At 48.3% G+C, this 25,856-nt stretch carries 25 protein-coding genes; 4 read left to right on the top strand and 21 right to left on the bottom strand.

Going from position 1 to position 25,856, the window contains the following annotated elements; all coding sequences use genetic code 11:
• Nucleotides 1–78 precede the first annotated feature (78 nt).
• The 10 genes from AC0YOA_RS18810 to AC0YOA_RS18765 all read right to left on the bottom strand — a co-directional run bounded on the left by AC0YOA_RS18810 (nt 79) and on the right by AC0YOA_RS18765 (nt 10,983).
• Nucleotides 79–981, bottom strand: coding sequence for a carbohydrate ABC transporter permease (locus tag AC0YOA_RS18810; RefSeq protein ID WP_475787869.1), 903 nt, complete (start codon nt 979–981; stop codon nt 79–81).
• 52 nt (nt 982–1,033) lie between these two features.
• Nucleotides 1,034–1,942 (bottom strand): ABC transporter permease, encoded by a 909-nt coding sequence (locus AC0YOA_RS18805; RefSeq protein ID WP_475787868.1) that lies wholly within the window; start codon nt 1,940–1,942, stop codon nt 1,034–1,036.
• 165 nt (nt 1,943–2,107) lie between these two features.
• Complete coding sequence (locus tag AC0YOA_RS18800; protein WP_475787867.1) at nt 2,108–2,698, bottom strand: glycerol-3-phosphate responsive antiterminator; 591 nt, start codon at nt 2,696–2,698, stop codon at nt 2,108–2,110.
• Between the two features lie 155 nt (nt 2,699–2,853).
• Nucleotides 2,854–3,405 (bottom strand): GNAT family N-acetyltransferase, encoded by a 552-nt coding sequence (locus AC0YOA_RS18795; protein ID WP_475787866.1) that lies wholly within the window; start codon nt 3,403–3,405, stop codon nt 2,854–2,856.
• Nucleotides 3,406–3,653: 248 nt separating this feature from the next.
• Nucleotides 3,654–5,102: a four-carbon acid sugar kinase family protein gene (locus AC0YOA_RS18790; RefSeq protein WP_475787865.1), complete on the bottom strand. Its 1,449-nt coding sequence runs from the start codon at nt 5,100–5,102 to the stop codon at nt 3,654–3,656.
• A complete protein-coding gene (gene garR / locus AC0YOA_RS18785; protein WP_475787864.1) occupies nt 5,099–6,004 on the bottom strand; it encodes a 2-hydroxy-3-oxopropionate reductase in 906 nt (301 codons plus the stop codon). The genes AC0YOA_RS18790 and garR overlap by 4 nt, the downstream gene beginning before the upstream one ends.
• Nucleotides 6,005–6,025: 21 nt before the next feature.
• Entirely contained in the window at nt 6,026–7,054 is a 1,029-nt protein-coding gene (locus AC0YOA_RS18780) for a sugar phosphate isomerase/epimerase family protein (RefSeq protein WP_475787863.1), read from the bottom strand.
• A 125-nt stretch (nt 7,055–7,179) separates the two neighbouring features.
• The gene (locus tag AC0YOA_RS18775; protein ID WP_475787862.1) at nt 7,180–8,133 is read right to left on the bottom strand and encodes an aldo/keto reductase; all 954 of its coding nucleotides are present in this window, start codon (nt 8,131–8,133) and stop codon (nt 7,180–7,182) included.
• A gap of 208 nt (nt 8,134–8,341) precedes the next feature.
• Nucleotides 8,342–9,508, bottom strand: coding sequence for an iron-containing alcohol dehydrogenase (locus tag AC0YOA_RS18770; RefSeq protein WP_475787861.1), 1,167 nt, complete (start codon nt 9,506–9,508; stop codon nt 8,342–8,344).
• 281 nt (nt 9,509–9,789) lie between these two features.
• The gene (locus AC0YOA_RS18765; protein WP_475787860.1) at nt 9,790–10,983 is read right to left on the bottom strand and encodes an MFS transporter; all 1,194 of its coding nucleotides are present in this window, start codon (nt 10,981–10,983) and stop codon (nt 9,790–9,792) included.
• Between the two features lie 568 nt (nt 10,984–11,551).
• On the opposite strand from AC0YOA_RS18765, the gene AC0YOA_RS18760 reads away from it, so the two are divergent.
• Together AC0YOA_RS18760 and map are read left to right on the top strand one after the other, a co-directional pair.
• Entirely contained in the window at nt 11,552–12,283 is a 732-nt protein-coding gene (locus tag AC0YOA_RS18760) for a TetR/AcrR family transcriptional regulator (protein WP_475787859.1), read from the top strand.
• A 27-nt stretch (nt 12,284–12,310) separates the two neighbouring features.
• Nucleotides 12,311–13,057 (top strand): type I methionyl aminopeptidase, encoded by a 747-nt coding sequence (gene map, locus AC0YOA_RS18755; protein ID WP_475787858.1) that lies wholly within the window; start codon nt 12,311–12,313, stop codon nt 13,055–13,057.
• Nucleotides 13,058–13,283: 226 nt separating this feature from the next.
• On the opposite strand, the gene AC0YOA_RS18750 is transcribed toward map, so the two are convergent.
• The 10 genes from AC0YOA_RS18750 to AC0YOA_RS18705 all read right to left on the bottom strand — a co-directional run bounded on the left by AC0YOA_RS18750 (nt 13,284) and on the right by AC0YOA_RS18705 (nt 23,035).
• Nucleotides 13,284–16,661, bottom strand: a complete 3,378-nt coding sequence (locus AC0YOA_RS18750) for a DUF4832 domain-containing protein (RefSeq protein ID WP_475787857.1) — start codon at nt 16,659–16,661, stop codon at nt 13,284–13,286.
• Between the two features lie 498 nt (nt 16,662–17,159).
• Nucleotides 17,160–17,540 (bottom strand): (deoxy)nucleoside triphosphate pyrophosphohydrolase, encoded by a 381-nt coding sequence (locus AC0YOA_RS18745; RefSeq protein ID WP_475787856.1) that lies wholly within the window; start codon nt 17,538–17,540, stop codon nt 17,160–17,162.
• A gap of 262 nt (nt 17,541–17,802) precedes the next feature.
• Nucleotides 17,803–18,204, bottom strand: coding sequence for a type II toxin-antitoxin system VapC family toxin (gene vapC, locus AC0YOA_RS18740; RefSeq protein ID WP_475787855.1), 402 nt, complete (start codon nt 18,202–18,204; stop codon nt 17,803–17,805).
• Nucleotides 18,201–18,401, bottom strand: a complete 201-nt coding sequence (locus AC0YOA_RS18735) for a hypothetical protein (protein ID WP_475787854.1) — start codon at nt 18,399–18,401, stop codon at nt 18,201–18,203. Before AC0YOA_RS18735 ends, vapC begins: the two co-directional genes overlap by 4 nt.
• An 850-nt stretch (nt 18,402–19,251) precedes the next feature.
• Nucleotides 19,252–19,920 (bottom strand): hypothetical protein, encoded by a 669-nt coding sequence (locus AC0YOA_RS18730; protein ID WP_475787853.1) that lies wholly within the window; start codon nt 19,918–19,920, stop codon nt 19,252–19,254.
• 40 nt (nt 19,921–19,960) lie between these two features.
• Entirely contained in the window at nt 19,961–20,656 is a 696-nt protein-coding gene (locus AC0YOA_RS18725; protein ID WP_475787852.1) for a nuclease-related domain-containing protein, read from the bottom strand.
• 60 nt (nt 20,657–20,716) lie between these two features.
• Nucleotides 20,717–21,607 (bottom strand): helix-turn-helix domain-containing protein, encoded by an 891-nt coding sequence (locus AC0YOA_RS18720; RefSeq protein WP_475787851.1) that lies wholly within the window; start codon nt 21,605–21,607, stop codon nt 20,717–20,719.
• Nucleotides 21,608–21,804: 197 nt separating this feature from the next.
• Entirely contained in the window at nt 21,805–21,981 is a 177-nt protein-coding gene (locus tag AC0YOA_RS18715) for a hypothetical protein (protein ID WP_475769999.1), read from the bottom strand.
• 260 nt (nt 21,982–22,241) lie between these two features.
• Entirely contained in the window at nt 22,242–22,496 is a 255-nt protein-coding gene (locus AC0YOA_RS18710) for a LytTR family transcriptional regulator DNA-binding domain-containing protein (RefSeq protein ID WP_475787984.1), read from the bottom strand.
• Nucleotides 22,497–22,591: 95 nt separating this feature from the next.
• Complete coding sequence (locus AC0YOA_RS18705) at nt 22,592–23,035, bottom strand: HEPN domain-containing protein (protein WP_475787850.1); 444 nt, start codon at nt 23,033–23,035, stop codon at nt 22,592–22,594.
• Between the two features lie 201 nt (nt 23,036–23,236).
• On the opposite strand from AC0YOA_RS18705, the gene AC0YOA_RS18700 reads away from it, so the two are divergent.
• Both AC0YOA_RS18700 and AC0YOA_RS18695 read left to right on the top strand, forming a co-directional pair.
• A complete protein-coding gene (locus AC0YOA_RS18700; RefSeq protein ID WP_475787849.1) occupies nt 23,237–23,449 on the top strand; it encodes a helix-turn-helix domain-containing protein in 213 nt (70 codons plus the stop codon).
• Between the two features lie 314 nt (nt 23,450–23,763).
• Complete coding sequence (locus AC0YOA_RS18695; protein ID WP_475787848.1) at nt 23,764–24,480, top strand: hypothetical protein; 717 nt, start codon at nt 23,764–23,766, stop codon at nt 24,478–24,480.
• 144 nt (nt 24,481–24,624) lie between these two features.
• On the opposite strand, the gene AC0YOA_RS18690 is transcribed toward AC0YOA_RS18695, so the two are convergent.
• Nucleotides 24,625–25,842 (bottom strand): type II restriction endonuclease, encoded by a 1,218-nt coding sequence (locus AC0YOA_RS18690; protein ID WP_475787847.1) that lies wholly within the window; start codon nt 25,840–25,842, stop codon nt 24,625–24,627.
• Nucleotides 25,843–25,856: the final 14 nt, after the last annotated feature.

The raw sequence follows: 25,856 nt of genomic DNA, 5'->3' as shown, positions 1-25,856 counted from the left end.
AAATATCACATTATTGCATAAATATTACAGTTTACAGCTGACGAAACGCATCACCTCCCTTTCAAGCCGCCGCAGCCGCTAGCCTTTGATCGAACCGATCATGACACCTTTGACGAAAAATTTCTGCGCGAAAGGGTAGAGCAGGATGACGGGCAGCGACGATACCAGAATGACTCCGTATTTGACCAGCTGTGCCGATCTTTCCAGCCTCAGCTGCTCCTGCGGATCGAGACTGAGAATATCGGATGACGATGCCATCGACTGGCTCGCAATGAGAATATCCTTAAGCACGATTTGCAGCGGATAATCGTCGGCATTGTTCAGGAAGATCAGCGGATACATATAGGAATTCCAATAGGTGACACCGTAGAAAATAGCCATGACCGCCAGTATCGGCTTGGAGAGGGGCAGAGCCACCTGGAAATAAAAGCGGCCATCGCCGCAGCCGTCTATATAAGCCGCTTCGCTGAGCTCATGCGGAATATTGGACTCGTAAAAGGAACGGACAAGGATAATATTGTAGACGCTCACGGACCCCAATATGACCACAACCAGCGGATTGTTGACAAGTCCCACCTGCTTGACAATCAAGTACAGCGGAATCAGCCCTCCGTTGAAATACATCGTGAAGACCATAATTCGGATAATGACGAAGCGCCCGGCCATATGCCGGTGGGACAACGCATAACCGGCCAACGCCGTCGTGCAGACCGCCAGAGAGGAACCTCCGATCATGTAGATCATGGAATTCAGATAGCCCCTCCAAATTCGATCGTTCCCGAGAATCTGCTCATAGCCTTCCAGCGTAAATCCGGCCGGGTGCCACAGAACAAGGCCGCTGTTCACGGCATCAGGCTCGCTGACCGAAGCGATCAGGACGAAATAAAGCGGATAGAACACAGCTGCGACGATACAAAGCAGCAGCAGGTTGACGGCAAGATCAAACCAGCGGTCCCCTTTGGACAATTCACGTATATTCATGCTGCCTCCCTCTGCACATGGCGATTGCCGCTTGCGGGCAACGCATCACCTGTTACCACAGGCTCATGCCGTTCACTTTTTTGACAATGCGGTTGACCGTAATGAGAATGACGAAATTGATGACATTATTGAACAAGCCCACAGCCGTGGAGAAGTCGTAGCTCGCATCAAGAAGCCCCCGTTTATACACATAAGTGGAGACGACTTCCGATACCTCCTGATTGACGCTGTTTTGCATCAGATAGATTTTCTCGAAGCCGACGTTCAATACTTGTCCGATATTGAGGATGAGCAGAATCGTAATCGTGCCGGCGATGCCCGGAAGATCGACATTCCAGATCCGCTGCGGCTTAGAGGCTCCGTCGACGATGGCCGCTTCGTGCAGCTCCGGGCTGATCCCCGTCAAGGCTGCCAAATAGATAATTGAATTCCAGCCCATGTTCTGCCAGACGCCTGACCACACATAGATGCCTTTGAAATACTGGGGGTCCCCCATGAAGGGGATGGAACTCCCGCCGAACAGCTCCATAATTCGGTTGATTACGCCTGTATCCGGCAGAAGCAGCAGCAGGATGATGCCCACCATGACCACGGTAGAAATAAAATGGGGCAGATAGGTTACGGTCTGGGCGAATTTCCGCAGAAACTTCAAGGTTGTATAATTCAGCAGCAGAGCCAGCGCAATCGGAAAAACAAAGCCGGCTGCTATGGAGAAGAGGCTGATACTGATCGTATTCTCAAGAATCTGCCAGAAATAATAAGAGTCGAAAAAGGATTTGAAATGCTTCAACCCCGCCCACGGGCTCCCCCAGATTCCGGAGTAAGGCGAATAATCTTTAAAAGCAATTTGTATCCCGTACAGCGGCAAATATTCGAACAAAGCCAAATAGATAAGCGATGGTGCCACAAACAGATAAAGAACATAATGCCTTTTCAACCTCCGCAGCAAGCGTCTGGCCATCTGTTCAACCTCCTGTTTTTCAAATAAATCCGATTTCTCAGCTACCTTCCCGGGACAACAAAAAAAGAGAAAACAGGACAATAAGCGTAGCACGCACAGGGCGCTCGCCTATTGTTCAGAGTTTTCTCTCTTGGACACATCACTCTAAACGACCTATTTAATTCATCAGCCTTGAAACAGTTCTCCAAAGGTCAGGCCCCACAGCTCCTGCTGACTGACAGAGAGTGAAGTCGCGCCCGCTTGCAGACAACGGACCGCCTCTTCCCTCGTATGGATCAAACCGCTGGCAATGATGGGTATCTGCTCGAATGTTTTTGCGAAGCTCGTAATGACCTTCTCCAGCAAACCCGGCATAAGCTCGATAGCGTCCGGTTCGACGGATTCGATCATCTTGAATGCGTTGTTCATGGCGGTCGTATCAAGGATAAACAGATGATAGATCGCGTACAATCCGAGCTTCTTCGCTTCCTTGATCAAATGTCCCTTAGGCGTCACAATTCCGTCCGCCTTGATGAATTCGGCAATGAAGGCGATGGATTCCTTATCCGTGCTGGACAATCCGCGAATCAAATCGAGATGGACAAAAGTGCCGATTCCCGCTTCACGGGCTTGCTTCACATTTTTTCCGATGTCGGCCAACGTCCCGCTCATGAAAAAAATATTGTCTACCTTGCTGCGGATGGCCGCTTCGACATCCCCGGAATTCCGAATGGCAGCAATGACTGGCTTCTGACCGATCTTATGCAGCAGACTCATGCGCATTACCTTCTTGTACGATAAATTCTCAACCTCATTGTATGCGACCTGTGTAAAATGCAATCGCACTCTGCATGAACTTATTGTAAAGATGCCCTTCGCAACCCTTTCAAGAGGGATTCTCCATGATCATTTTCAAGTGATCCGGCAGATGCTTAGTCATACTGCTTCTCATACTTGCTGAATTCTCCCATGGAATTGGAGGCCAGCCCTATATATTCATAGCCGCAGGTCCGGTAGAACCGGTTCAGCACCGGATTATTCGCGATGCAGTCCAGCCGGATACGGTCCTTGCCCGCAAAACGAATGCCGGAGCCCGCCCAGCGTACGATAGCCTCGCCCAGATTAGTACCCGCAGCTTCCCGGTTGATATTAAGGCGGTGCAGATAGACGGAGGATTCATGACCCCCTTCCCCCCACAGCTCCCGGTCCCAGGCGCTCTCCTTCAGCATAAGCATGACCATGCCCGCCAATACTTCTCCCTGCATGAAAATATAAACCTCGCCGCGCTTGATAGCCTCCGGTGTCCGGTGGGAATCCTCGCCCTGCAGCAAGCCGCTCCACTGCGTGGAATTTTTGCTCCGCAGCCATTCGGCCGTGCGGACGAGCAGCTGCAATACAGCCTCCGTATCCTCCGGTTTGGCCTGAAAAACATTGATGTTCCCTTGAATGACTCCGATTGAATCCGTACGCGCAAATGATGGCACCGTCATATTCCTCCTCTTAAAGCAAGCCTGATTATTGCTTCAGTTTATCAAAATAAACAGGTTTGCGTAATGCTCTGTCCTTACCATTTATCCCCACCGCCCCTCATCCTGTCGAAGTGGGGTTCCTCCAGCAAAAAAAGAGCGAATTGCAGCACTGATTCCGTCAAGCATGACGGGCAAAGACAAATAAAGCCGGACATCAGGCTGCCGCAGCAGTCCAAGTCCAGCTCTAATGGTTAACTCCAATTCTACTCTATCAGCTGACCTTCTATTTTCTGAACCGTTTCCAGGAGCGTTCGGTCATTCCCTACATTTCCAGGGAAAACGATATAAGGGACCCCGGAAAATTTCGCTTCTTCACCGGTCAGCCAGACCGGCACGCCCGCAGACACTTGTCCGAGCACTCTCGCTTTGCGGATGTTCAATCCTGTCGTCGCGACATCGCTTGCCGTAATCCCGCCTTTTGCGATGATGAATTTGGGGATGACCTGCAGGGAGCGCACGATCTCCACGAGGGCCGCGGATACCGCCTGGCTGATTTTCATATTCTCCGCCTTGTTGTTCGATGCTGCGAGTTTGCGGCTGCTGTATACCGCGACATTTTGCCCCTGAGCCAGCCGCTGGTTCACCTCGGAAATCAGCCGGTTCAATTCCCGCGCCCGTTCAGGAGGCTGCAAAATCCGCCCCACTTCCATTTCCAACGGGAATATATCGGTGCCGCTCAGCAATTGCACCAGCTGGCGTGTGGTCTTCTGCACATAGGACCCGACAACAACCAACCCGCCGCGGGATTCCTGTCCCTTCGCCGTCAGCCGCTCTCTTGGCAGATAGTCCAGATGCCCGATGCCCCCGTACGATTTAACGAAAGAGGCTCCGGTCCGGAAGATGAACCTTTTCCCCTGCTTCTCTGCCTGCAAGAGCGCCAGGGAAAGAACATCGAGATCCTCATAGGACATGCAGTTTATGATCACCGGCACATTTCCTTCAACCCGGAGAAGAATCTCTTCTACTGCGGCGGGCCCCCGGCGAAGCTGTTCCAAGGTGATGACCGTACAATCCTCCGGCTGAATCCGTCCCTCTGTTTTTTCCGCGACCCATTCCGTCAAATCCCCATGTTCATAGCCAAAGACCTTGTCTTGGGCAAACTCGGTTTGATGCACCGGAATCAGCGTGTCGCCTTCCAGAAGGTAATGGGTATTCTGATAGGTTACGCGCCCGCCCTCGAAAAAGGCCGGAACCAGCAGATGTCCATCATAAGCTTTGCCCGTTAAGCGGTGTATCTCCAAAGATAAAACATCGATCTCCAAAGGGTAATATCCGCGCAGGGTGGAATCGCTCCTGCTGACGAAAACAAAACCCTTTCCCGTTTCATCCGCCACCTCCTGCACATGCCGGGCAATTTCGCGGTTTATTCGCTCCGCTTCGATCGCTTCTACGCCGCGTGTATTGGTCAGGATATAGAAGACCGTCTCCGGATTATCAAACGCCTCCCGCAGCAGAGCCTTGTCCCACTCCGTCAGGACGTCAATATCATGAACGGTTTGAACGCCTGTCGGATCGTCATCCAATACAATGATCTTCCGGTTGCCGGATTGATTGGCCTGCCTGATTTGCTCCCGAGGATTATCCCCCTGCCAGACCGGCGGCAGCTGCGAGTAGATGGTGGAATAGGACAACCCGTTACCTTCCTCCCTCATTGCTGCTCCTCCGCGCCGCTTACGGTGACGTTCGCCAATCTCTCATAATATTGCACGATGCCCCCGTGATCATGATGGGCTTTGCCATCGACCTTTAAGGCATGGAAGATCTCCAAAAGCTGACCCGTCAGGGGAAGCGGGACACCGATTTCATGGGCGGTCTCCATCACATTGGCGATATCCTTCAAATTAATATCGATTCTTCCGCCTGCGACGAAGTTCCTCTCCAGAATCAGCGGCAGCTTCGCATCCAGGACAGCGCTTCCAGCAAGTCCCCCTCTAATGGCCTGATACATCTTATTGATATCAATTCCGGCTTTTGCAGCCAGCACGAGGGCTTCGGACATGGCGGCAATATTCAAATTCACCATGACTTGATTCGCCAGCTTCGCCGTTGCGCCTGCACCGTTCCCGCCTACCAGGATCACATCTTGTCCCATCACGTTCAAGACATCTTTTACATTCTCGAAAATATCCTCCCGGCCGCCCACCATAATGGCCAAGGTTCCATCTATCGCTTTCGGTTCCCCGCCGCTCACCGGCGCGTCCAGCATATGCAGGCCGCTCCCGGCCGCCTCGCCGGCAATTTCCCGGGAAGCAACGGGCGTAATCGAGCTCATGTCAATGATGACCGCTCCTGCCTTCGCTCCCTTGATAACCCCTTTATCCCCCAGCACCACTTCTCTGACATGCCCCGAGTTTGGAACCATGGTAATGATAATATCGCTGTTTTCGCCAACCTCTTGGGGAGAATCCGCCGCCGCGGCGCCGGCAAGAACTAATTGATCTATCGCTTCCTGATTAATATCATATACTGTCAACTGATAGCCTGCCTTGATCAGGTTCAGGGACATCGGCCTGCCCATAATGCCTAATCCGATAAAACCAATCCGCTTGTTCATTATGCTTCCTCCCTCAGACGTTCACTTTTGCACCTTCGTACGATTCATCGCAGCCCGGATCTGTTCAAGAAACCCGCGGACTTGATCATAAGGAGGCCCGGAGAGCGCTTTGGGATGACTTGCATCCGGGTTCGCCCATATCGTCTCCAATGGAATATGGCCTCTATACCCGCTGAACCGGATTCGGGTAAAAAGCTCGTCCAAATCCGTCACGGTCTCCGTATGAAGTCCGCCGGGCAATTTCTTGACCTGGAAGTTATACGTGTAGGGGAGAACGGCTTCAATGTCATCATACCAGGCATAGCCTTCACCGGTGGGTGCCCCGAACGTTTTGTAGCAGCCCGTATCATTAACTACACCCAGATTGGGGTGATTGGCCCACTGCAGAATCCGGATGACCTGATCGGCAGTCGAGGTGATATCTCCATGATTTTGCATACCGATCCTGATTCCCCGCTGCGCACCATACTCGGCACACTCTATCAGAGCAGGGACAATTCTTTCCTTTGCAACCGCTTCCCAATCCGTGCTTAGAATATCTGCAGGGATTTCACCGTTGAACACGCGCATCACGGGCGCCCCCATTACGACCGCGACATCCATCCAATATTTGATGCGCTCAATGTCTATTGCCCGTCTCCCGGCGCTGGGATCGGCAAAATCGTTCTTGATTCCCGTCCCGCTTATTTCAAGGCCCAGCTCATCGCATAGCCTTCTAATAGTTCGGGCATATTCATAGATTTCCTCATCCGGCTTGGATGGCAGCGTGAAATTCTCATAGCCGGGGATAAAGTAGCAGGTGATATCCACCGAGTCGAAGCCCGCCTCTTTGGCATACCGAATCAGCGACATTGTATCGACGGGAGGCGCGCCGTCCGGGCTGCCCTGCAGCCATGAAAACAAATTATGGCTGAAGCTGTATAAGTTAAGGCCCAGCTTGTAATCTCCTGTGTAATACGGCCCTTTATGGCTCTCAGTCAAATAGCGGCTGGTTGGAATTTGTTCGTATACCTTGGCTAGCGATTGTTCATTGATTTGGACATTACTCATTGACTTGGCTCCTCTCAGGCAGGCACCTTTAGAAAAATGTAGGGCACCCAAGGGTACCCTAATTCAGGAAACTAAATTTCACTGGCTCACGCGCAATTCACACTTCTGTTCCGGCACGGTATGCTTCAAAACGGAGGCGAGTAGATAAAGTCTTTGCTTATATCATCGAGCGCTTGCAGAACGTCTGCAGAGAGATCGAGGTTCACCGCGTTCAAGTTCTCGTCGATTTGCGATTCACGGGTCGCGCCGGCAATGACGGTGCTTACCGCAGGCTGGTGCATCAGCCAGGCCAGCGAGAGCGCCGTAGCAGTTGTTCCGATCTCCGCCGCGATCTTGGCCACCTGCTCGCCCAGCTGCACCCGTGCGGAGCTTACCCGCCCTGCAAAGTTGGGATTCTTGTCCAGCTGCGAGCCGCCTGGAACGGAGCCTCCCGAATATTTGCCGGTCAGAATTCCACCTGCCAGCGGAAAATAAGGAATGACCCCGATTCCCTGATCCACACAGAACGGAATAAGCTCCCGCTCCACGCCGCGGTCTGCCAGCGAATAGCCGGGTTGAACCGATATATACTTGATCAGATGCTGACCTTCGCTTATAGCAAGGGATTTCATCATTTGCCACGCGGCATAATTCGAAGCCCCGACGTATCTCACTTTTCCGGATGTAACCAGATCATCCAGAGCGCGGAGCGTCTCGTCAAGCGGGGTCTTCGGATCAAAAACATGGATCTGGTACAGGTCCAGGTAGTCCGTCCGCAAGCGGCGCAGACTTTCTTCGAGTTCCTTGAAAATATGCTGACGCGAGGAACCCCTGGTGTTCGGACCTTCTCCGCGCTTGATGCCTACTTTGGTCGTAAGGATCACCTCATGGCGGCGTCCTTCGAACGCTTCGCCGATAATCTCTTCCGATTTGGTGCCTGTATAGATGTTGGCGGTATCAATAAACGAGATCCCGTTGTCAACAGCGTGATGCAGCACCCGAATCGATGTTTCCTTGTCTGCCCGTCCACCGAATGCATTCGTTCCCAATCCCAGCACCGAGACTTCCAATCCGCTTGTTCCCAAATTCCGATATCGCATACCATATTCCTCCAATCTATTCATTTTCCCGATTAGTATAGCATGGAAAGTTCTTTTACGCTGTCGAATAGAGTCAAAAGATAGCTCCTTAAAGGCCCGGTGAAAAAATCTGGCTGCGCATGCGGAAACGTCTTTCGATATTTCGCAAGTGCTGCCAGCGCCGCGGATGCTTTCCAGTTTAAGATCGCTATCCGCTAATTCCGATAACTCAAATCACATCATCGTAGGCTTGCTCAAGAATATGCAGGTAGTCCCCGGCGCCAATCGGGCGGATATTGCTTGGGGTTGAATTATTCTGCACCGCCAGCTCGACGATCCGGGGAAAATCCTCTCTCCGCACGCCCGGCAGGTCCTTCAGCTTCGGAATTTCGAGCTTTGCCGTAAACTCCCGGATTCCGGCAATCATTTTATCAATGGCGGCCTCGTCATTATCCAGCTCTGCGGCAAACTTCATGATACGCGCCAGCGACGCATGGATCTGCTTCTCTTCCTGCGTGTTGAACTTCAGCACATACGGCAAAAAAACCGCGTTCGCCACCCCATGAGGGGTATCGTACAATCCGCCAAGCGCCTCGGCCAGGCAGTGGACAGCCGCAACATCGCTGGAGCCGAAGCATAATCCCGCGAGCAGACTGCCCTCCAGCATGCTATAACGGGCCTGTTCATGTACGGGATCGCTGAAGGCGGTCGGCAGAGCAGCAACAATCGTCTGCATCGCCCTTGCGCCAAGCGCCTGCGAGATCGGATTGGTCATTTTGCAAGTATAGCCTTCAATCGCATGAACCAAGGCATCAACACCCGTTGCTGCGGTGACGGACCTCGGCACAGTGAAGGTCAATTGCGGATCAAGAACCGCAAGCAGCGGCCGCAGCGAGGCATGCTTAAGCGTGAGCTTGCGATGCGTGGAAGACTCGGTAATGACCGAGGAACGCGTCACTTCCGATCCGGTGCCTGCCGTGGTCGGAATACAGATGATCGGAGCGATATTGGTGTACGCCCGTCTTCCCTCGCAATAGTCACCCGGGGTGCCTCCATTCGGACCCAGCAGGGCAATCGCTTTGGCCGTATCCATTGCGCTTCCGCCGCCAATGGCAACGACAGCATCCATGCCCTGCTCAGCGAACAGCCTGGCTCCGGCAAGACATTCTGTATCCCTTGGATTTTGCGAGAGGGAATCGAACAGAACAACCCGGTATCCTGACGCTTCCAGCGCATTTTGAATCGGTGCGGATAATCCCGCCCTCACGACGCCCGGATCACTGACCAGCAGAATGGATGAACCGATCTGCAAGAATTGCAGCAGCTCGGGCAGCTGGCCGGATTTGCCCATCCCCATCTCGATTCTCGTATTACAATAGTAGCTATAATCCGTCATCAATGTTTCCCCTATCCTTCTAAAAGTCTGGTGAAAAAAATGTCTGCGCATGCGGAAACGTCTTCCGATACTCGCAAGTGCTACAAGCATGTCTATCGCTTGTCACTTGTCGAGATCGCTGTTGTACCCCTGAATTTTTTTATTTTGGATACCTCTGGTGCAATGCTGCACACAATAAACACTGTGGGTAGCATTGTCACCTCTATCTGATAAATTCGGGGTACAAAGGTGAACGCTTACGCTTCTCCAGACTATTTCCGCCTGCTCCGCCTGTTATTCCCCTATCCTTCTAAAGATTTGATCATCGAGCCTCTCACTTTCTCCCGGTACAGCACAATTCCGATCATGAGCAAGGATAGAGCTACCAGAGCGCTCGGTATGAAGAAAATATCCGGCGTTATGCCCTCAATGAACAGCGGCAGGAAATATCCAATGAGAGATGCCGTCTGCGAGATGAACACGTACAAGCTGGCCCCGAAGCCCGTCCGGCTTAAGAACATCCGCTGCACATATCCCATGGCCACCCCGTACAGAATGGACACGAAGAACGAATAGAGCGGCTGTACGGCAAAGAAAACAGGAAGCGCGGAGCTGCCCGTATAAATCAGATAAGTGGCAAGCGCGAAGCAGCCGCCGACAAAAATAATCTTCTTACTTCCGTACCGTGCCGCCCAATATCCGCCCAGTGTCATGAACAACAGCTCGAATACCGCCTGTGCGCTCCATATGTAGGACATGATCTCCGGCTTGCCGAACAGCTTGAGTACGACAAGCTGCAAATATAATCCGCGGATGGCATCGGCGCAGGAGAGCATCAATAGGGCAATCAGCATAATAAGGGAGAAGGGTTCTCCCTTGACCACATGCTTCACTCCCGGTTCTCCTGTCGTTTCCTTAAACAACAGCAGCAGAGCCACCAGACACACATAGCCTGCCAAATTGCCCCACAGCACGCCTTTAAACGTGGCAATGAGGAAGATGTTCGCTCCGAGCAGCAGCCCTGCAAAAAATCCAACGCTGTAGGAAGCCCGAAGCCACAGCTGGGCCATCTCCACAATGTCGCCGGCAGTGCGGGAGAAATGATTGCGGGCCATGCCAAACAGCTGACCCATGATCAATCCCGATGGTGCGACCGTAATCGTCATGCCGATGAGCGCACTCCGGAAGTCCGTCGCGTTCATGTAGATGAACAACCCGATCATGCACAGGAAAGCTGCCAATACCGGGAGCCGCTTCTTGTTCTTCAGACGGTCGCTGATCCAGCCCACTGTAATGGTAATAGCCATGTTGCAGAACAGGGATACCGCGAAGACGGCAACGATCTGTACTTTGGAAAGCCCGATGCTCTCGTCAAGATATACAGCGTTCATGGGAGCCAAAATGCCGGTTCCTATACCGTAGAGAAACAACATGGTGAGCAGCGTCCCCGCTCCGGGGATCACAACAAACTTGCGGACGTCACGAATGATTTGCATGGATACCTCTCGTTATTCCTGTCATATCTATTACAATACCATAGATTTATACAGCTGCATCTGTTGATTTATAGAGCTGACAATGGGAACTAGTAGAAAGATCCTGAAATAACGTGCTTAAGCCCCAGCCCGGGGATTAACGGGAATTCCGGCTCAAAACCGATATCGGTGCTGGACCAGAGGAGTAGATGCGAGTGCATAAAAGCGGGCGAAAAATCTAATGGCTGTGAGCGACGCTATTTGGGTAAAAATGGAGATTTACAAAATGCAACGGTTGCCAGCGGGCCCTATTTCCCGTTTTTACGTAGGCAGAGGGGCTGTTTCGTCCAAATAAGCGCGCATACAACCGTTAGAAAAGAAACCTCCGTTTTTTGGGCCGATTAAGCGCTATGACAACCGTTAGCTTGGCAATGTTCCAAACAGGTCACTCGTTCGAGGCTAACCCGTTGGTCAAGCGCCGATTTCCAGGTTGAGCCGGAAATCCTCCAGCTGATCTCTTGTTATTCGCAAGCCGATGTTTTATATTGACATAATAGTAGGTCAAAAATAAAAGAGGTGAACGGACGAGATGACTCCACGCACGAAGGAACAAAACGAAGATATCCGGCTGCGGCGTCTGGCACAAATCCGTAAAGCCGCTGCCGATGTGTTTTTGAATAAAGGGCCTTTACTGGAAATCCGCGATGTGGCCGCGCAGGCGGGACTCGGCTATGGCACGGTATACCATTATTACAGCAATAAGGGCGATTTGCTCCACGATCTGCTATGGGACACGTTGGAGCGGGCCGGGGGATGGCTGGAGGCCCCGCTGGAGGTTCCGCGCGCTTCGGCTTCGGGGGAGGCGCCGGCGGGCGGGCATTTCGGCTTGGCTGCTGCGGCGGACACCGGGAACTCGGCTGCCCCGGATTCCCGAAGCGGAAGCCGCGAAACGGCCGCTGCCGCAGAGCTTGGCCCCGCCGCCGCCTGCGTCCGGCTGCTGCAGCTTTGGGCGGAGGACCACGCCCTGTACCTGCTGTATAAGCTGGCCGGTGAGGGCTTTGCCTCGCTGCCTGAAGCGCGCTCTACCCCGCTCTCGGACGCTTTTCGCAGGGAGGTGCTCGCGCCGCTTGCCGCGCTGCTGGAAACCGGGCGTGCGGCGGACGGGGCTGCCGCTTCCGGCGGAAATGCGGCGGAGCCGCCGTATCGGCTGCAGCGCGCGGAAATGCTGCTGGCCGCCTTGGTCGGCTGCGCCTCGCTTTCGCTTCGCCGCGGAAAGCTGCACGAGGAGGCCAGGGATATCGCCCGGTTTTTAAAATTATAGAATTAATAAGGAGCGAATAAACAAAAGATGATCATTTTAAAATCACCTAGGGAAATCGAAGAGATGAAGCCGGCGAGCCAAATCGTTGCGGACTGCTACCGCGAGGTGGCCAAACTGATCAAGCCTGGGATCACCACCCGGGAAATCAATGACTTTGTTGCCAGACACATCACCAAGCTGGGCGGCAAGCAGTTTACGAAAGGATACAACGGTTTCCCCGCCGAAACCTGCACTTCGGTCAACGATGTGGTGGCCCACGGCATTCCTTCGAACCGGGCGCTTATGGACGGCGACTTGCTGAAGCTTGACATCGTCGTGGAATACGGCGGATGGTTCGGCGATTCGTGCTGGTGCTATGCGGTGGGCAATATCCGGCCGGAGGCGCAAAAATTAATGAAGGTGACAAAAGAATGCTTGGATCTGGGGATCGCCCGGGCGCTCCCCGGGGGCCGGCTCGGCGACATAACGTCGGCGATTCAACAGCATGCGGAAGCGAACGGGTTTTCGGTCGTACGCGATCTGCTGGCGCACGGGATCGGGCGGAGCCTGCACGAGGAGCCGAACTACGAGCATATCGGCGTAGCCGGCAAAGGCATTCGGTTAAAGGAAGGCATGGTGTTTACGATTGAACCGATGGTCAACGAAGGTACGTTCCGTATCACGATCGACGACGATCGGTGGACGGCGAGAACGGCCGACGGCAAGTTGTCGGCGCAATATGAGCATACGATCGCAATCACGCCGGACGGACCGCTGATTTTAACTGCACAATAAGAATAGAGGCATGGTATCTCTCCGTTCGAAGTGTTCTATGAAGAGTATAAGCGACTGGAATATAGTTACATTATTTTTGGATCAATCTACTAGGGAACAGCCCCATCATGATGCCGATCTGGAAAGGATCAAGATTGACTTGACGACAAACTGGCCGTTGTCCCGTGGTTCAGGTCAACGGCCATTCTTTATCGGTTATTTATGATGTCGATGCTCGCAAGGACGATCAACGGGTTGCCTGGAAGGAATCCAGCGTTGTCCAGCCGTCCTTTCTTGCGCCTTCAATAGCCAAGCTAACGCCCGGAAGTCCGGTGTCCGGATCGAGCATTGCGATGGCCAATGTGTATTTTCCCGGATGCAGATCACGCGGCAGTGTATAGCTTACATTGACATCGCGACGACCTGGGAGCCATTCGGTCACGTCCTCCGACCCCACTCGCTGAATGCTTCCCGATACCAGCTTTCCTTTGGAATCGACAAGCGCGAGCGCAAGCGGCCATTCAAAGTAAAACGGAGCCACTCCCTTGTTGTTCCATTTCATGTGGATTCCCAGGGATTTACCGGCTTTGGCTTTCTTGTCATGAGCGACCGATTCAAGCACAAACCTGTACCCCATGGTGTTATGCATCAAATCGATATTGGCTTGTTGGCCTTCCGTTATGTCCTCGCCCAGCTCATACCTGGCCGGTGAAGAAGGTCCTAGCCAGGAGGTATGGCTTGCCCTTGTTTCCCGCAATGTCTCCATGATTGTATCATCGCCCAGGGACAATAACGGATTTCCGTTATAAAATTCCCCGCCGGAATAACCGTGTTTCCAGAAATCCGGCATCTTCGATGCGGCTTGCACAGCTGCCGGATCTTCGCCTTCCTCCACATACGGAGCGATCTCATTCCAGCCGTCGACGGTCCAATTCACCCAGGTGTCGGTTGCGCCTTTGCTGCCGAACACATCGTTGAACAGTCCAAGCTGATTGGAGGCGGCGATTGGGTATGGCTTTCGCATGCCGATTTTCTTATGAGGGAACGCGTCGATGTATTGCTGCACATATTGATCCGACACCTTCACGCTCGGAAATTTACCGGATACTTCTTCCGGCCAATTGTGAAATTCTCCCCAATGGCCGAGACTGCCAATCACAATAAATGCGATAGTCGGGTCATTATCGTAGCGTTTGCCCCATTCCTGGAGGACCCGTCCATGCTCTTGAATGAGCAGCGGACTGCTGTAGTTTGGTGCAAACCCTTTACCGACCACAGAAGACGGAGTATCGTACCATTTGCCGGCGCCGCTTTCGCCTTCCGCTTGAACCAATTCGTCATACAGCCATTGCGGAATATCCATCTCCGGATCGTTGCCGGGATCGTCCAGCACGAGTCGTAGTATCAACCGGTCGCCCTCCGCGCGCCACTTGGCGAACTGGAACTTTTGCTCCACCCCGGCCCAATCGAAGATGCCTTTCACCGGTTCCAAATCCCGCCAGTTAATGTTCGCGTATACGAGCTTGTGGGGCTGTGGCAGGGGCTCTGTAGTATCGCCCCATCCGGCCCAGCCCATGAAGGGATTATCCAGGACATCGAACCGCTCCTGCGGCACAAAGTCATCGTTATGCTTCTTGACCGGTATTTCCTCTTTAAGGGCAAGAGAGTGGCCTCCCGCTGCGGGAAGATGATAGACTTCCTTGCCGGTATAGCCCATTTTCAAAGGCTTGGCACTTTTTCTTCCAATTTGATCCTGATAGAAGTAAATAAGAGCGTAGCTGTCGTTTATTTCCGCACGCACGGGACCGGCGTCGTTCCACTGCCCGTTCTTCTTGTTGTACAGGTACAGCTTGTTATACATGATTTTGGCGTCTGCACCCAGGTCATCCCAGCCCGTTCCGCGGAAGCCTGTTGCAGCGTTATTGTCGGTATCCAGATAAAACATGTTCCGGGTATCCACGGCATCGTTGTCGATGAGCAGGTAAACCCTGGAATCATCCTGAGCCACTTTCGCTTCCAGGGATTCACCCGTTCCGGCAACTGAATTATCAATGGATGCCCAATCGCTTGCTTCGCCGTCGATCACGATCGGCGCGCCGCTGCCGCCGGAAGCCAGAGCATATTCGCCATCGGAAGATTTGGCCGGCGCATAGCTCTCACCGACGCCTATCGCCACACGCATCGATTTGCCGGCATTGGGGTATGCGGACAGGTCGGCGTGAACTTCCAGGCTACGGAATCCTGAAGCGTCAGCCGTATCGGACACTTTCCAGTCCACCGGACCGATCTCTTCCCATGTCCAGCCCGGGCCGGCGCTGCGAAGCAGCTTGCCGTTCTGAATCAGATAGTCGGCCCCGGTGCGTTTGAACTCCCAGCCGAGGTATCCGGTATCCGGATCATTATCGCTATTAATGAATACGTTCGTTTCCACATCGAAGGATGCGGCCTGGGCCAATACATACAATTGCTGGTCCTTCACAAACGCCTTCATCGCGGAAACGGATGCTTCCCCCTGGGCTGTCACAGGCAGTAAACTCCACTCATCGGAGCTGCCGTCCACCGTTATTTTGGGAATCGGAGGGGCCACAAGCGGGGCCAGAAGAGTTCTGTCCGGCACCGTAATGTCATTGGAGGTAAATCCAATCGAGAATGCCTTGGGCCCTGTCAAGCCGATATTCGTAAACGGAATGCGGTACTCCACCGTCTTGATCCCGTTCTCATCCTTCTGCTTGTACTCCAGGACCGCGTCGTTGACCGGCGCCCAGTTCCAGCCTGCTCCTGTGCTTTGGAACAGCGCACCGTTCTCAATCAGCCAATTGCCGCCGAATTCCGGCCATCCCACGTCGGTGTATCCGGTGTCGGCACTGCGGTCGGTATCCAGATAAATGTCGTTGAATTCCGCCATGCTGCCTGTCACCAGCAGCACCAGACTGTTGGCATCTTCTGCGGCGTACAGCGAAGTCAAGCCGTCTGCGGACATGGCGGCCGGCTCTACACCCGACCAATCCGATGCATCCGCATCAACCGTCACGTTCACATCCGGTCCGAACACATTGCCGGACGGCGGCGGAACAGTCAGCATCAGTTTCCCCGGAGCCGGCAAGTATTGATCGCCTGCCAATGCGAAGCCTACCCTTATATTAGCGGGTACTCCATCGCCCAGAACGCTCAATTCAGCCTCTGTTTCCAAGACATCGCCTTTTACAGTTTGCTGGACCGTTCCGACCTCATTCCAGCTGCCGTCAACGGCACGCCATATCTTTCCGTCCGAAATTTTCGCATCGATTCCGGAGCTGTTGTTCCATATCGAAACGGCCGATCCGGTCTTGTCGTTGCCATCCGTATCGATATACCAGACGCCCTGGCCCTCCAATCCGGGCCCTTGCACCAGCAATTGCAGCTTTCCATCCTGTTGTACCGCCTTTATCTCTTGCAAGGATTGCGTTAAACTCGTGGAAGCATGAGGCACGCCTGCCCATTGTTCCGGTCTTCCCTCAAAACCTGCGCCAGCTCCGGCCGAAGCATCGGGGGCTTGCGCCCAAACTCCTGTAACAGCCAGAGAAGACACGAGAACAGCCGCTAATGCTGAGCCTAGCCACCGCCGCGTCTGAATTGTTGTGAACATTGTCATAGCCTCCCTTAACCTCCCATTCGATGTAAGCGTGCTCATTTCTGCGAATCGACAAACGTTGGCTTGCTCTAGCTGTCTTCTAGTTATGTATGTGTGCTCCGCTTGTTGGTAGTTATTTGTTATTGGGTGGGTTGTGAATATCTATTGGAGCGTATCTCCTCCTTCCGGATTTAGGTGCGGCTTGGCGGGAACGGCTTATGGGAATTCCATGCCGCCGACGCCAGGGTAATAGCCACATTCATGCGCTTGGCCTTGCTGCTGCTTCAACTCGTTTGTGCAAATTGTTAATATTTGCAGCAAATTCTGTTCTCAATTTACGCAATTTTCCGCAAATTGTCAACGATTAATTTGCGCAAAATTTCCGACTTAATTGAATATTTGCCGCAAATAATGATCGCCGCGCATACCCATGACTGTAAAGATAAATAAAAGCTGGACAAAAGGCTGCGTGATAGCCCCAAGTCCAGCTTTTATAATTAATTCCATCCCATTCTACTCTGTCAGCATCTCAACAAACTTAATATCTGCAGGGGCAAAAGTAAACTCCTTCAGTTGATCAGGCGTCACCCAGTAATACTCGTCGTGATCCACAAGCCGGATCTTCCCGCTTACGAGCCTTGCCCGATAAGCTATCAACCGGATATGCGTCGGACCATACCAATGATCATTCTCATCAACATACAAATACGGCTCAATCTCAATTTTCATCTCTTCCTGAAGCTCCCGCTTCAGGCACTCCTCAGCTGTCTCATTAAGCTCCAGCTTCCCGCCCGGAAATTCCCACAAGCCCTCCTGGGATTTCCCCTGCTTCCTTCTAGCTATCAGGATCTGGCCATGTTCATTCTCAATAATCGCTGCGGCTACTCTGATCATATGCTCACGTCCTATACAATAACCTTGTTTGCTGCCGGGACCAGGGATGGCGGCATTTCTTCCTTCAAGCGCCATACGAAACTCATCGGTTTATGGCCTTCATGCTTCACATATTCAGCCTCACCCAGGAATATAAAAGGCGCATGGCCTCCCCATCTATACGTCCCCCTCCCTTATTGGCATCACAAGTTACTGTACTCAAAAAAGACGAAGAGGCCTTTTTTGTGTGGCTTCTTCGCCTTACTAAGTTTTCTTATAAAAACTACTCCGGCTGGTATAGCTGTAACTCTGTACATTCTGCAATGGCTGTAAAATCTTTATCCTTATGCAGCAACACGCAATCTGACTCAATAGCAATGGCCGCGATTAAACAATCGTTAGTTTTTCTTACCGTAAATCCCTTGCTGCGGCATATACGGTAAATATCTGCCGCATGAATATATGTTTTTACGGGAACAGCGTGCAGAATATCCAACTGTAGCAACGTATTTTTGACCCGCTCGTATTGTTGATCTTCACGAATTCCTTGCAAAATTTCTGTTATAATTAAGTCTGTCAGCGCTATTCTGCTTTGGGCAACCACAAGTTGACGTAGTTGATCCTTCTCCTTCGACTCTTTACCATTAAAGAAATCAATCCAGACACTTGTATCCACCAATATCATTGGCGTTCCGCCCTCATGTCATCCAGGTTGCCTTCCCAGCTAACTTTTCCTTCAAGTTCAAGCAAATCACTGTAGGTCTTCTGATTCAATACATGGGATATTGCAGAACGAACAGCTTCATCATCAGATGAAGAGTGAAACCATTCTTTCAGCTTCTGAAGCTCACCATCTTCAAGAGTAATACTGATCTTCTTCATAAACTTCCCCCTACCCTAAGGAAAATTAGCGTTTTTCTTACATTCCTAACTTACGATTCTTATTACTAATTATAACATAACATCAATCCATGAAAGAACTTACCTAAAGGCATCCCCAAAATATTGGAGAACCATACACACTTAAACCTCACGGCTGTATGTAATAGATAAATAGCGTAAAATATCCTTGCCATCATCCAACCTCTATAGCGTTGTGGTTAATCGAAGAATCGCCTTCTCCGCACTACCTACAATTGGCTTAGTATTTTATTAGTAGTACAATTTTAGTAATCTATTCGATTTGAGGTGCAACTCATGAAGTGGTCTGCAGTTTGAAATCAATTTCCTGACCGTTGGGTTTTATTTGAAGCCATTTCTGCAAGATCCATTGATAAAAAACGTCAAGTTGATGAAATGGCCGTTCTCTCCGATTTCAAAGACACTACACAAGCATGGCAGGCTTATAAAGAACATCATCTTTCCGAACCAAATCGGGAATATTATATCTACCATACTTCCCATGAGATGCTTGAAATTATCGAGCAACCCTTCACTGGAGTACGTGGCTTACAATGAAAATCTTTATGACAAATGGCTTGCCCATTGTCTCTCTTGAGTTAAACTATAACTCCAAATCTATTCCTCTGTATGGAATTGGCGGGCAGAGTGAACTGTCCTTCCAACAAACTATAAAAGAACTCTCACAATAAATTCTCATATTTTAAAGAATTTCACCCTACAACTGGCTATGACCAAAATACCATATGGATTCGATGCTATTCTTGGAGTTGATTATCTAATTGAAAGCCAGCTAACCATAGACTTTAAAGAATTCTTAGTTCGCTAAAATTTATCTCCCTGCTACCACGCCCTCCTCATTATATTTAAATACTTCATCACATACTTCAAATGGACTGCAATCAATGATTTCTTTATTCTTATCTACTCGTATGGCGATAAACCTGTTTAAATCGTTTTCATACATTTGAAATTTCACGTTTTCATTTGGTAAAACATAAATTAGCTTATTTACCTCATTCTTAATTATTCTGCCTTTATTTTTCTTTGTGAGATAAATATAAGTCTCATTGATTGCATAATAATTTGAATCAAAACTGCTTTTTTCTAAATCAATCTTATAGGGTAATTCCTCACGTAGAATTAAATCTCTAATTAAAGAAACTTGCTTGTTTTCTTTGTGCGAAGCTATTAGTGATCGCACTTCATTTGAGATTGTGGAGTAGATTTGAGAGATTGCGGGAGTAATGATTAATAAAAAAATCGGGAGCGTGACACTCATGACTGACAATCTCTTGTCTTCCTTAGCCAACCACACAAGAAAGGGAATGTAGATCCCGATCAGAACGATTAAAGCCACTCCATATTCAATCGCAGATTGTCTGTTACTCAATAGTCCATGATTACTTAATCCAAAAAAAAGGAGCGCCCATAGGATACAATATCCAATGACAATGCTCAAGAAGAATAATATCCCTTTTTTTGAGAATCTTCTCCGCATTCCCCTGCCCCCCTCAAATTTATACGATAATAATCTCAGTCTATTCGTTATTCTTCTTTATTCGCTCAATATGTTCAACTCTAACCCTTGGTTCAGTTATATTGATTCTTTCCATTTTGTCGTAAATCAATCTAATATCCTCTGGTAAGAGTAATGGTGCTGGATGCTCTGTTTGTAATCTAGCAAGTTTTCTTTGAATAAACTCTGATAATTCCACATCATAAACAACTAACTCGTCAGAATGAATTTTTCGGAGATCCGGATCGAGACTGAATCGGCATCTCATGGTAAACGAAATCATTGAGATGTATTTAACTTGCTTATACTCATCCAAATGAGATTCAATTGCCTTTATATGTCCGTAGTTCTGCATTAGAGGATTATACATTTTGAATCGGTTACTTACGCTCCAGTTCTTGTCATTGCGTCCACCCTTTATTTCGCCATTATAGTTCTTGGTTTCAATAACAAAGAGCCCGTAAGGTGTAATGACAAGATGGTCAATTTGCGAATAGCCGGATCTTGATTTTGAATTAGGAATTAGGAGGTCACTTAGATATTTACAATTCTTTGGCAGCTGGTCCAATTGAATGTTTATCTTATGCTCGCCTAGTTCACCAATCCGAGTAGGCTCTATCCTATTACGTTGATTAATCTTTTGAACTCTATCATTCTTTGGATTAGGTTTTTTCTTTGGACTGGTCTTTTTCAATAGAGCAAGCAATTTGTATATCATCTACGGATTCTCCCGACTTCAGCTTACACTTTTTCCTCTATTTGATCTTTACTCTGAAGTTTAATACGCCTGAATTCCGAACTTTAAAAGCTTCTTAGGCAAGATATCATCTAAATTCTGGATGTCCGCGTCATCAAGCTCTATTAACTTAAATCCATATTTATTATAAATCTCAAGCTTTACTTTTTTCCGTTCAACGTACTTCTCGTCATTTTCTAATCCCCAGTATTCGATGTAGACCTTGCCGACTGGCAGATAAAAATCACAGTAGACTTCTTCTTCAATCGGTAATCTTCTTTCGTAAGCATGTACAATTTCTGACATATACAGCCAGTTATCTATAAGCATTTCAGCCCGGGAACGAACATAGTGACCGTCTGCTGTCCGATGTTTCGCCTCGAACTTATCACGAAAACCTACTACCGCTGAGGTTGGTTTAGTCTCTTTTTCGTCATTATTACTAACACCCTTAATACTTTGAATGGTCTCCAGAAGACGTTTGTTGGTCAAAATACTTTCATTCCAACAAACATAAGGAATTCCGGTTTGGACATATTCGAACTGCTTACCGCCAAGACTCTCACCAAGCTTGGTTAATGTCCATCCCTTGATGGACTTTTGGACCATTCCCAGCTCGGATAATATGGGATTCATTCTTAACTTCGAAATATTAAAATGCTTACTTAACATAGTAGTATTGACCAACTTGTCTTCTTCATCATCGGGAGTCAATAGCAGACCCTTGTTGTCTTCATCCCAAGCGATATAAGATCCATATTGAGGATGAGATTTCATAACGCCTCCGACTTCTTTCCCTAAAGCCGTTAGTGTCCAATTATCATTTTCACGATTAATGAATCCTTTTTCTTGTAGTTTTTGAAATAATTCTTTTGCTGAAATCTTCAATTCTTTGGATAGTGCGGAAGTGGAAATATATTTAGTCGTGGACATCGGCAGTTCCTTTCACTTCATGACTTTTACTAGTAAATATCGGCTTTATTAGAATTTGAATGAATATTCTTCCTAAAATAAAAATTCTTCTCAATGTGTAATTCACACTTATTCCGAGCCGATCAACAATGAGATTTCGAATTGTACCGTTCCCGCTCCCATTGTTCCCAGCAAATATGTACATGATCGGTGACAATTCATTCATGTGGGGCATCCTGCTCAGTAACTGGAATAACATGACCGTCATAGTATTCCTTTACAATCTGGCCTTCTACTGTTTTATAAACAATATATGTTTCATTAGCCTTGGCATCCAACTTTGCTCGATCGCCAGTGAGTTTGATAAGCTTTTGGAGATCTTTGATTTGATTCATGCGTTTTCACCATCCTATAACCTATATATCTGCAAACAATATAACACAATTAAACTTTGGGCTAAGTGAGCTCGGTTGCAAAAAAACAAAAAGCTGATTCCGGTTAAATTCGGACCCAGCTTTTAAAGCGGTACTTTCTCACATGTGCTACTATATTTGAAGTCGAAACTTATCATTTATTTTAAGTTCCGCCCTTGTATCGACATTTCTCTGGAAAATCCTTTATTCCAAAATGAAGAAAGAATAGCCTATTTGAAGGGTCAAGAATTAGTAAATTTGTGAACCGACGTTCCCGCTACCGGAATAACAATGGAATTATATATCCCCTGTGACTTCAACGCTCGCAATTCCGAATCGAACAGCCAAGCTTTATTTAGATTGACGATGGTTCCCCGGTCCACTCGCAAGAAACCCGCCTTATCCAGTAAAGAAGCCCACTCCTCTACACTTCGGATCGACTGATACGCCCCATGATCTGTATGGAATAGAAGGTTCCCGCTCCCATTCGTTTGCATGAACACCGTATCATGAAACACATGAAGCATTTGAATATTGCCTTTTGTGTCTTTAACTGGGATGTGCATATATGGCTCCTTAGTTTTTGAGGATTTTAGAAGACAGATCTATATGGTGTGGAGTTATCATCCACTAAACTCGGAGATAATTGATATAAGAAGAAATCCGACTGGACCATCAGGGCTCTCGCTTGTTCCTCAGAGGATCCATACGTCATTTCTATATTGAATGAATGATATTGCAATCGAAAAACACTTGTGAGCAGGCCAATATCAACGTTTACTTCAGTGAGTAAGTGGGCATTACTTATCCAGACATCTGGTGTTTGAGGGGATTCCGGGAAAACTCCCTTGATCTTTAAATAAAACGCTTTGAGCATGGCATTTACAGCCATTTCCGCGACGGACTGACATTGTTTATACATTCCATGATTCAAGAAGATTACAGCCGACTCCATGTATCGTTGGGAGATGTCGTGCCAGTATTGAGGATTCAATAACAAGCTATCCAATAAACTCTGTTTATCCGATCGCTCCATCCTAATTGCCTCTTTTCACCAGCCGCTTGAAGGAGGAGGCCATCTCTTCTAGTCCTTCAGAGGGCGGATACCCCAAATTTTTATAAATTCAATGACACCTTAAGTGGAAAAGGCACTAACGGTACGCATATGCGTACCACCAATAGTTTCATTATATGATACGTTTTTGCGTAAAGTCAATTGTTAGGGGACCAAATCGTTATGGGAAGAAAAGTAGTTATAAAAATTGCAGAGTTGGCTGAAAAACACAACATCTCCCTGCGCGAATTATCCCGAATAGCCGATGTGCGGCATGCCGCGCTAAGCGAATTATCAAACGGCAAACGTGAAAGCATAAACTTTTCTCATATTGAACGGATTGCAGAAGCTCTGGATATCGATGATATTCGGGAAATCATCAATTTTGAACGTTAAGCTCTCACACTACTCAAGCTTAACTCCTTAAGAAGTTAATATCTGAATAACTAAATTTATAAGAATGGGGTGGCCATGTTGCCATGACGTATCTAACAATAGAAACAATGAGAAATTATTTATCTCAAAGTATAAGTAGTATGAACAGAAATAAATTAAATGGATTATTGGCGGAGGTAGATTTCAGGAATTATTTGAGAACGATGGGGTTTGAAGAAAGGGTATCTGTAGGTTGATGGATTGCTAGAAGCCAAGGACCGGGAATCTTCGCTCAAAGAACTATAGTTATTTTTCCAGAAACGATTCTACCGCATGTGGAGTATCAAACGAACCGCCCTTTGCCAAATCCCCATCATGGATTACACACAATATGTTCCACTTTCCATCAGATTGGAATACATAGTTATTTTTGCACCCCAATTATTAACAGCCACGATGATCTAACATCCATTGAGTGTAAAGCAGTTCAATTAGGACTTCCAGTACAACAGCAATATTACGACTTTCCAGAATATATTACAGGATTCAGAGCCCGTGGTAATAGGTACAACTTTTTGCGTTATCAAACAGAAGTTACTGAAATCCCTTCTGACTCGGTACCTGATGAATTTACAAAGGAACACCTGCGGGTAACTTTTCAAAATATGTATGTTACAGAAATATCTGATGTCGACGGAATACTCTGGGGTAATCAATACACATATCCCATTGAAATAAAAGAAAAGACAATAGCAAGAGATAACCGACTCGGTGAATATTTCGGACTAGATCTAGGCCCATTTGTTAAACTGGCTTTTTATGCAGCCAAGAGAAACAACCTCCGTTCTATATTTATAGTACGTGAAATTGATAATGTGCAACAAAGGAATCTTGTAGCTTGGTGGTATATTACATTTGATGAATTAGCACAATTCGCTTCTTGGGTTCCAAGTGGAGGTGGGCAAAATATGAGAGGCGGAAGTAGTACGGTAGTCAAGATCCCAAAAAACCAATTTAAACCCTTGAATATTGATACACTGAATCAGCTATAATCAAAAATCTCAATTAGCTTATGAACATTTCAAAAACTAAACGACTGCACCCCAGTTTGAATACCGGGAAACAGTCGCAGATTGGCAATGTATTTTATCTTTATAAACTACTTCAAGACCCTTCAAAAAACTACCAACTTAATATCAACTTAGTTGCCGATGTCGAACAAGTTGAATAAATGTTTCAAAGTTCATAATCCATTTGCGTTGTTGGGGCTTGTAAGTTTCATGTAATTTCTGTGGCAGTATTAGTCTTAGATTGCTTGCTTGCATTTCTTCGGTTTGATTTTCACTAATACCCGGTTCAAGGGTGAATAGATGCTTGGTCTGGATGCGAGTTGCTTCGGCTAGTACCTGTCTCCATCTGTCCTTGCATGTAGACTTAACACCAAGCATTGTGAGTTTTGAATGTGGAAAATTTATATCATGATAGAAGTTGATACCCGGAAATATGAAGTCTGGTTTAGATTTATTTTCAGTTACCTTAGTTCGCGAGTAAGAAAGATGATGTACCTTGAAGATTTCCTCCAAGTGATTTTCCAACGCATAGCCAACCCTTGACTTTCTTCGATTGTGCACGCTTAAAGAAAACTGAATAAATCCTTCAACGTCAGTGGTACTATTTGCTTTAAATCCTTCTTCTATTCTTTTAGCCACCATATACCTTTCCAGGCGCTTAAATAATTTCTCTTCATGTTCCATCCATTTTAATAAGGTATGATCTGGTTCTTCTAGAGGAGAAACATTATTCAATGTCCTTCGTGCAAGAGCAGAGAATTCTGCCGTTGTTGGAAATCCAACTTTAAGATATGGTTCAAGCACTGAATCTAGATAATCTGTATCAGGTTCCTGAACTTCAATACCAAGTTCCTCTAGCATGTACCGAACCGCATATTCAACCTTGGGATCATGGCCGTCTTCAATGGATTGAAAATTGAAACTGAAGCCGATTTGCTCCAGTCCAAATAGCCAAAGCAGTTGATTTTCGAGAGTGCTCCCCGCTGGTACAACAATCATATAAATTTCTTCATTAGGTCTTTTAGCAACAATTAGTAGATCATTACTCTTTGCTTGGTCCATCACATCGTTGCTATTAAAGTACAATCGATATTCAGTACGCATGGGGTGATTTTCTCTAGCATCGTACCAAGTTACTTTTCCATCTGATGAAATACCTTCATTTTCTTCAGATAGCCAAAGAAAGCGGGAAACATATGTCCTTCTGCCATTACCGAGCAGATTACGCAATTGTTTACTTCCATTAAATTCATGCTGGTTCGATACAGAGTTATTTACCTCAACCTCGCTAAGTCTTTTTATAGCTACACCGTTAAAATATTGCGACAGAAATCCTCTCCGCATGTAAACACCCTCAC

The sequence above is a fragment of the Paenibacillus sp. JT22N12 genome, from assembly GCF_056269365.1.
The sequence above is the reverse complement of the archived record's forward strand: the minus strand, read 5'-3'. Positions and strand labels throughout refer to the sequence as shown.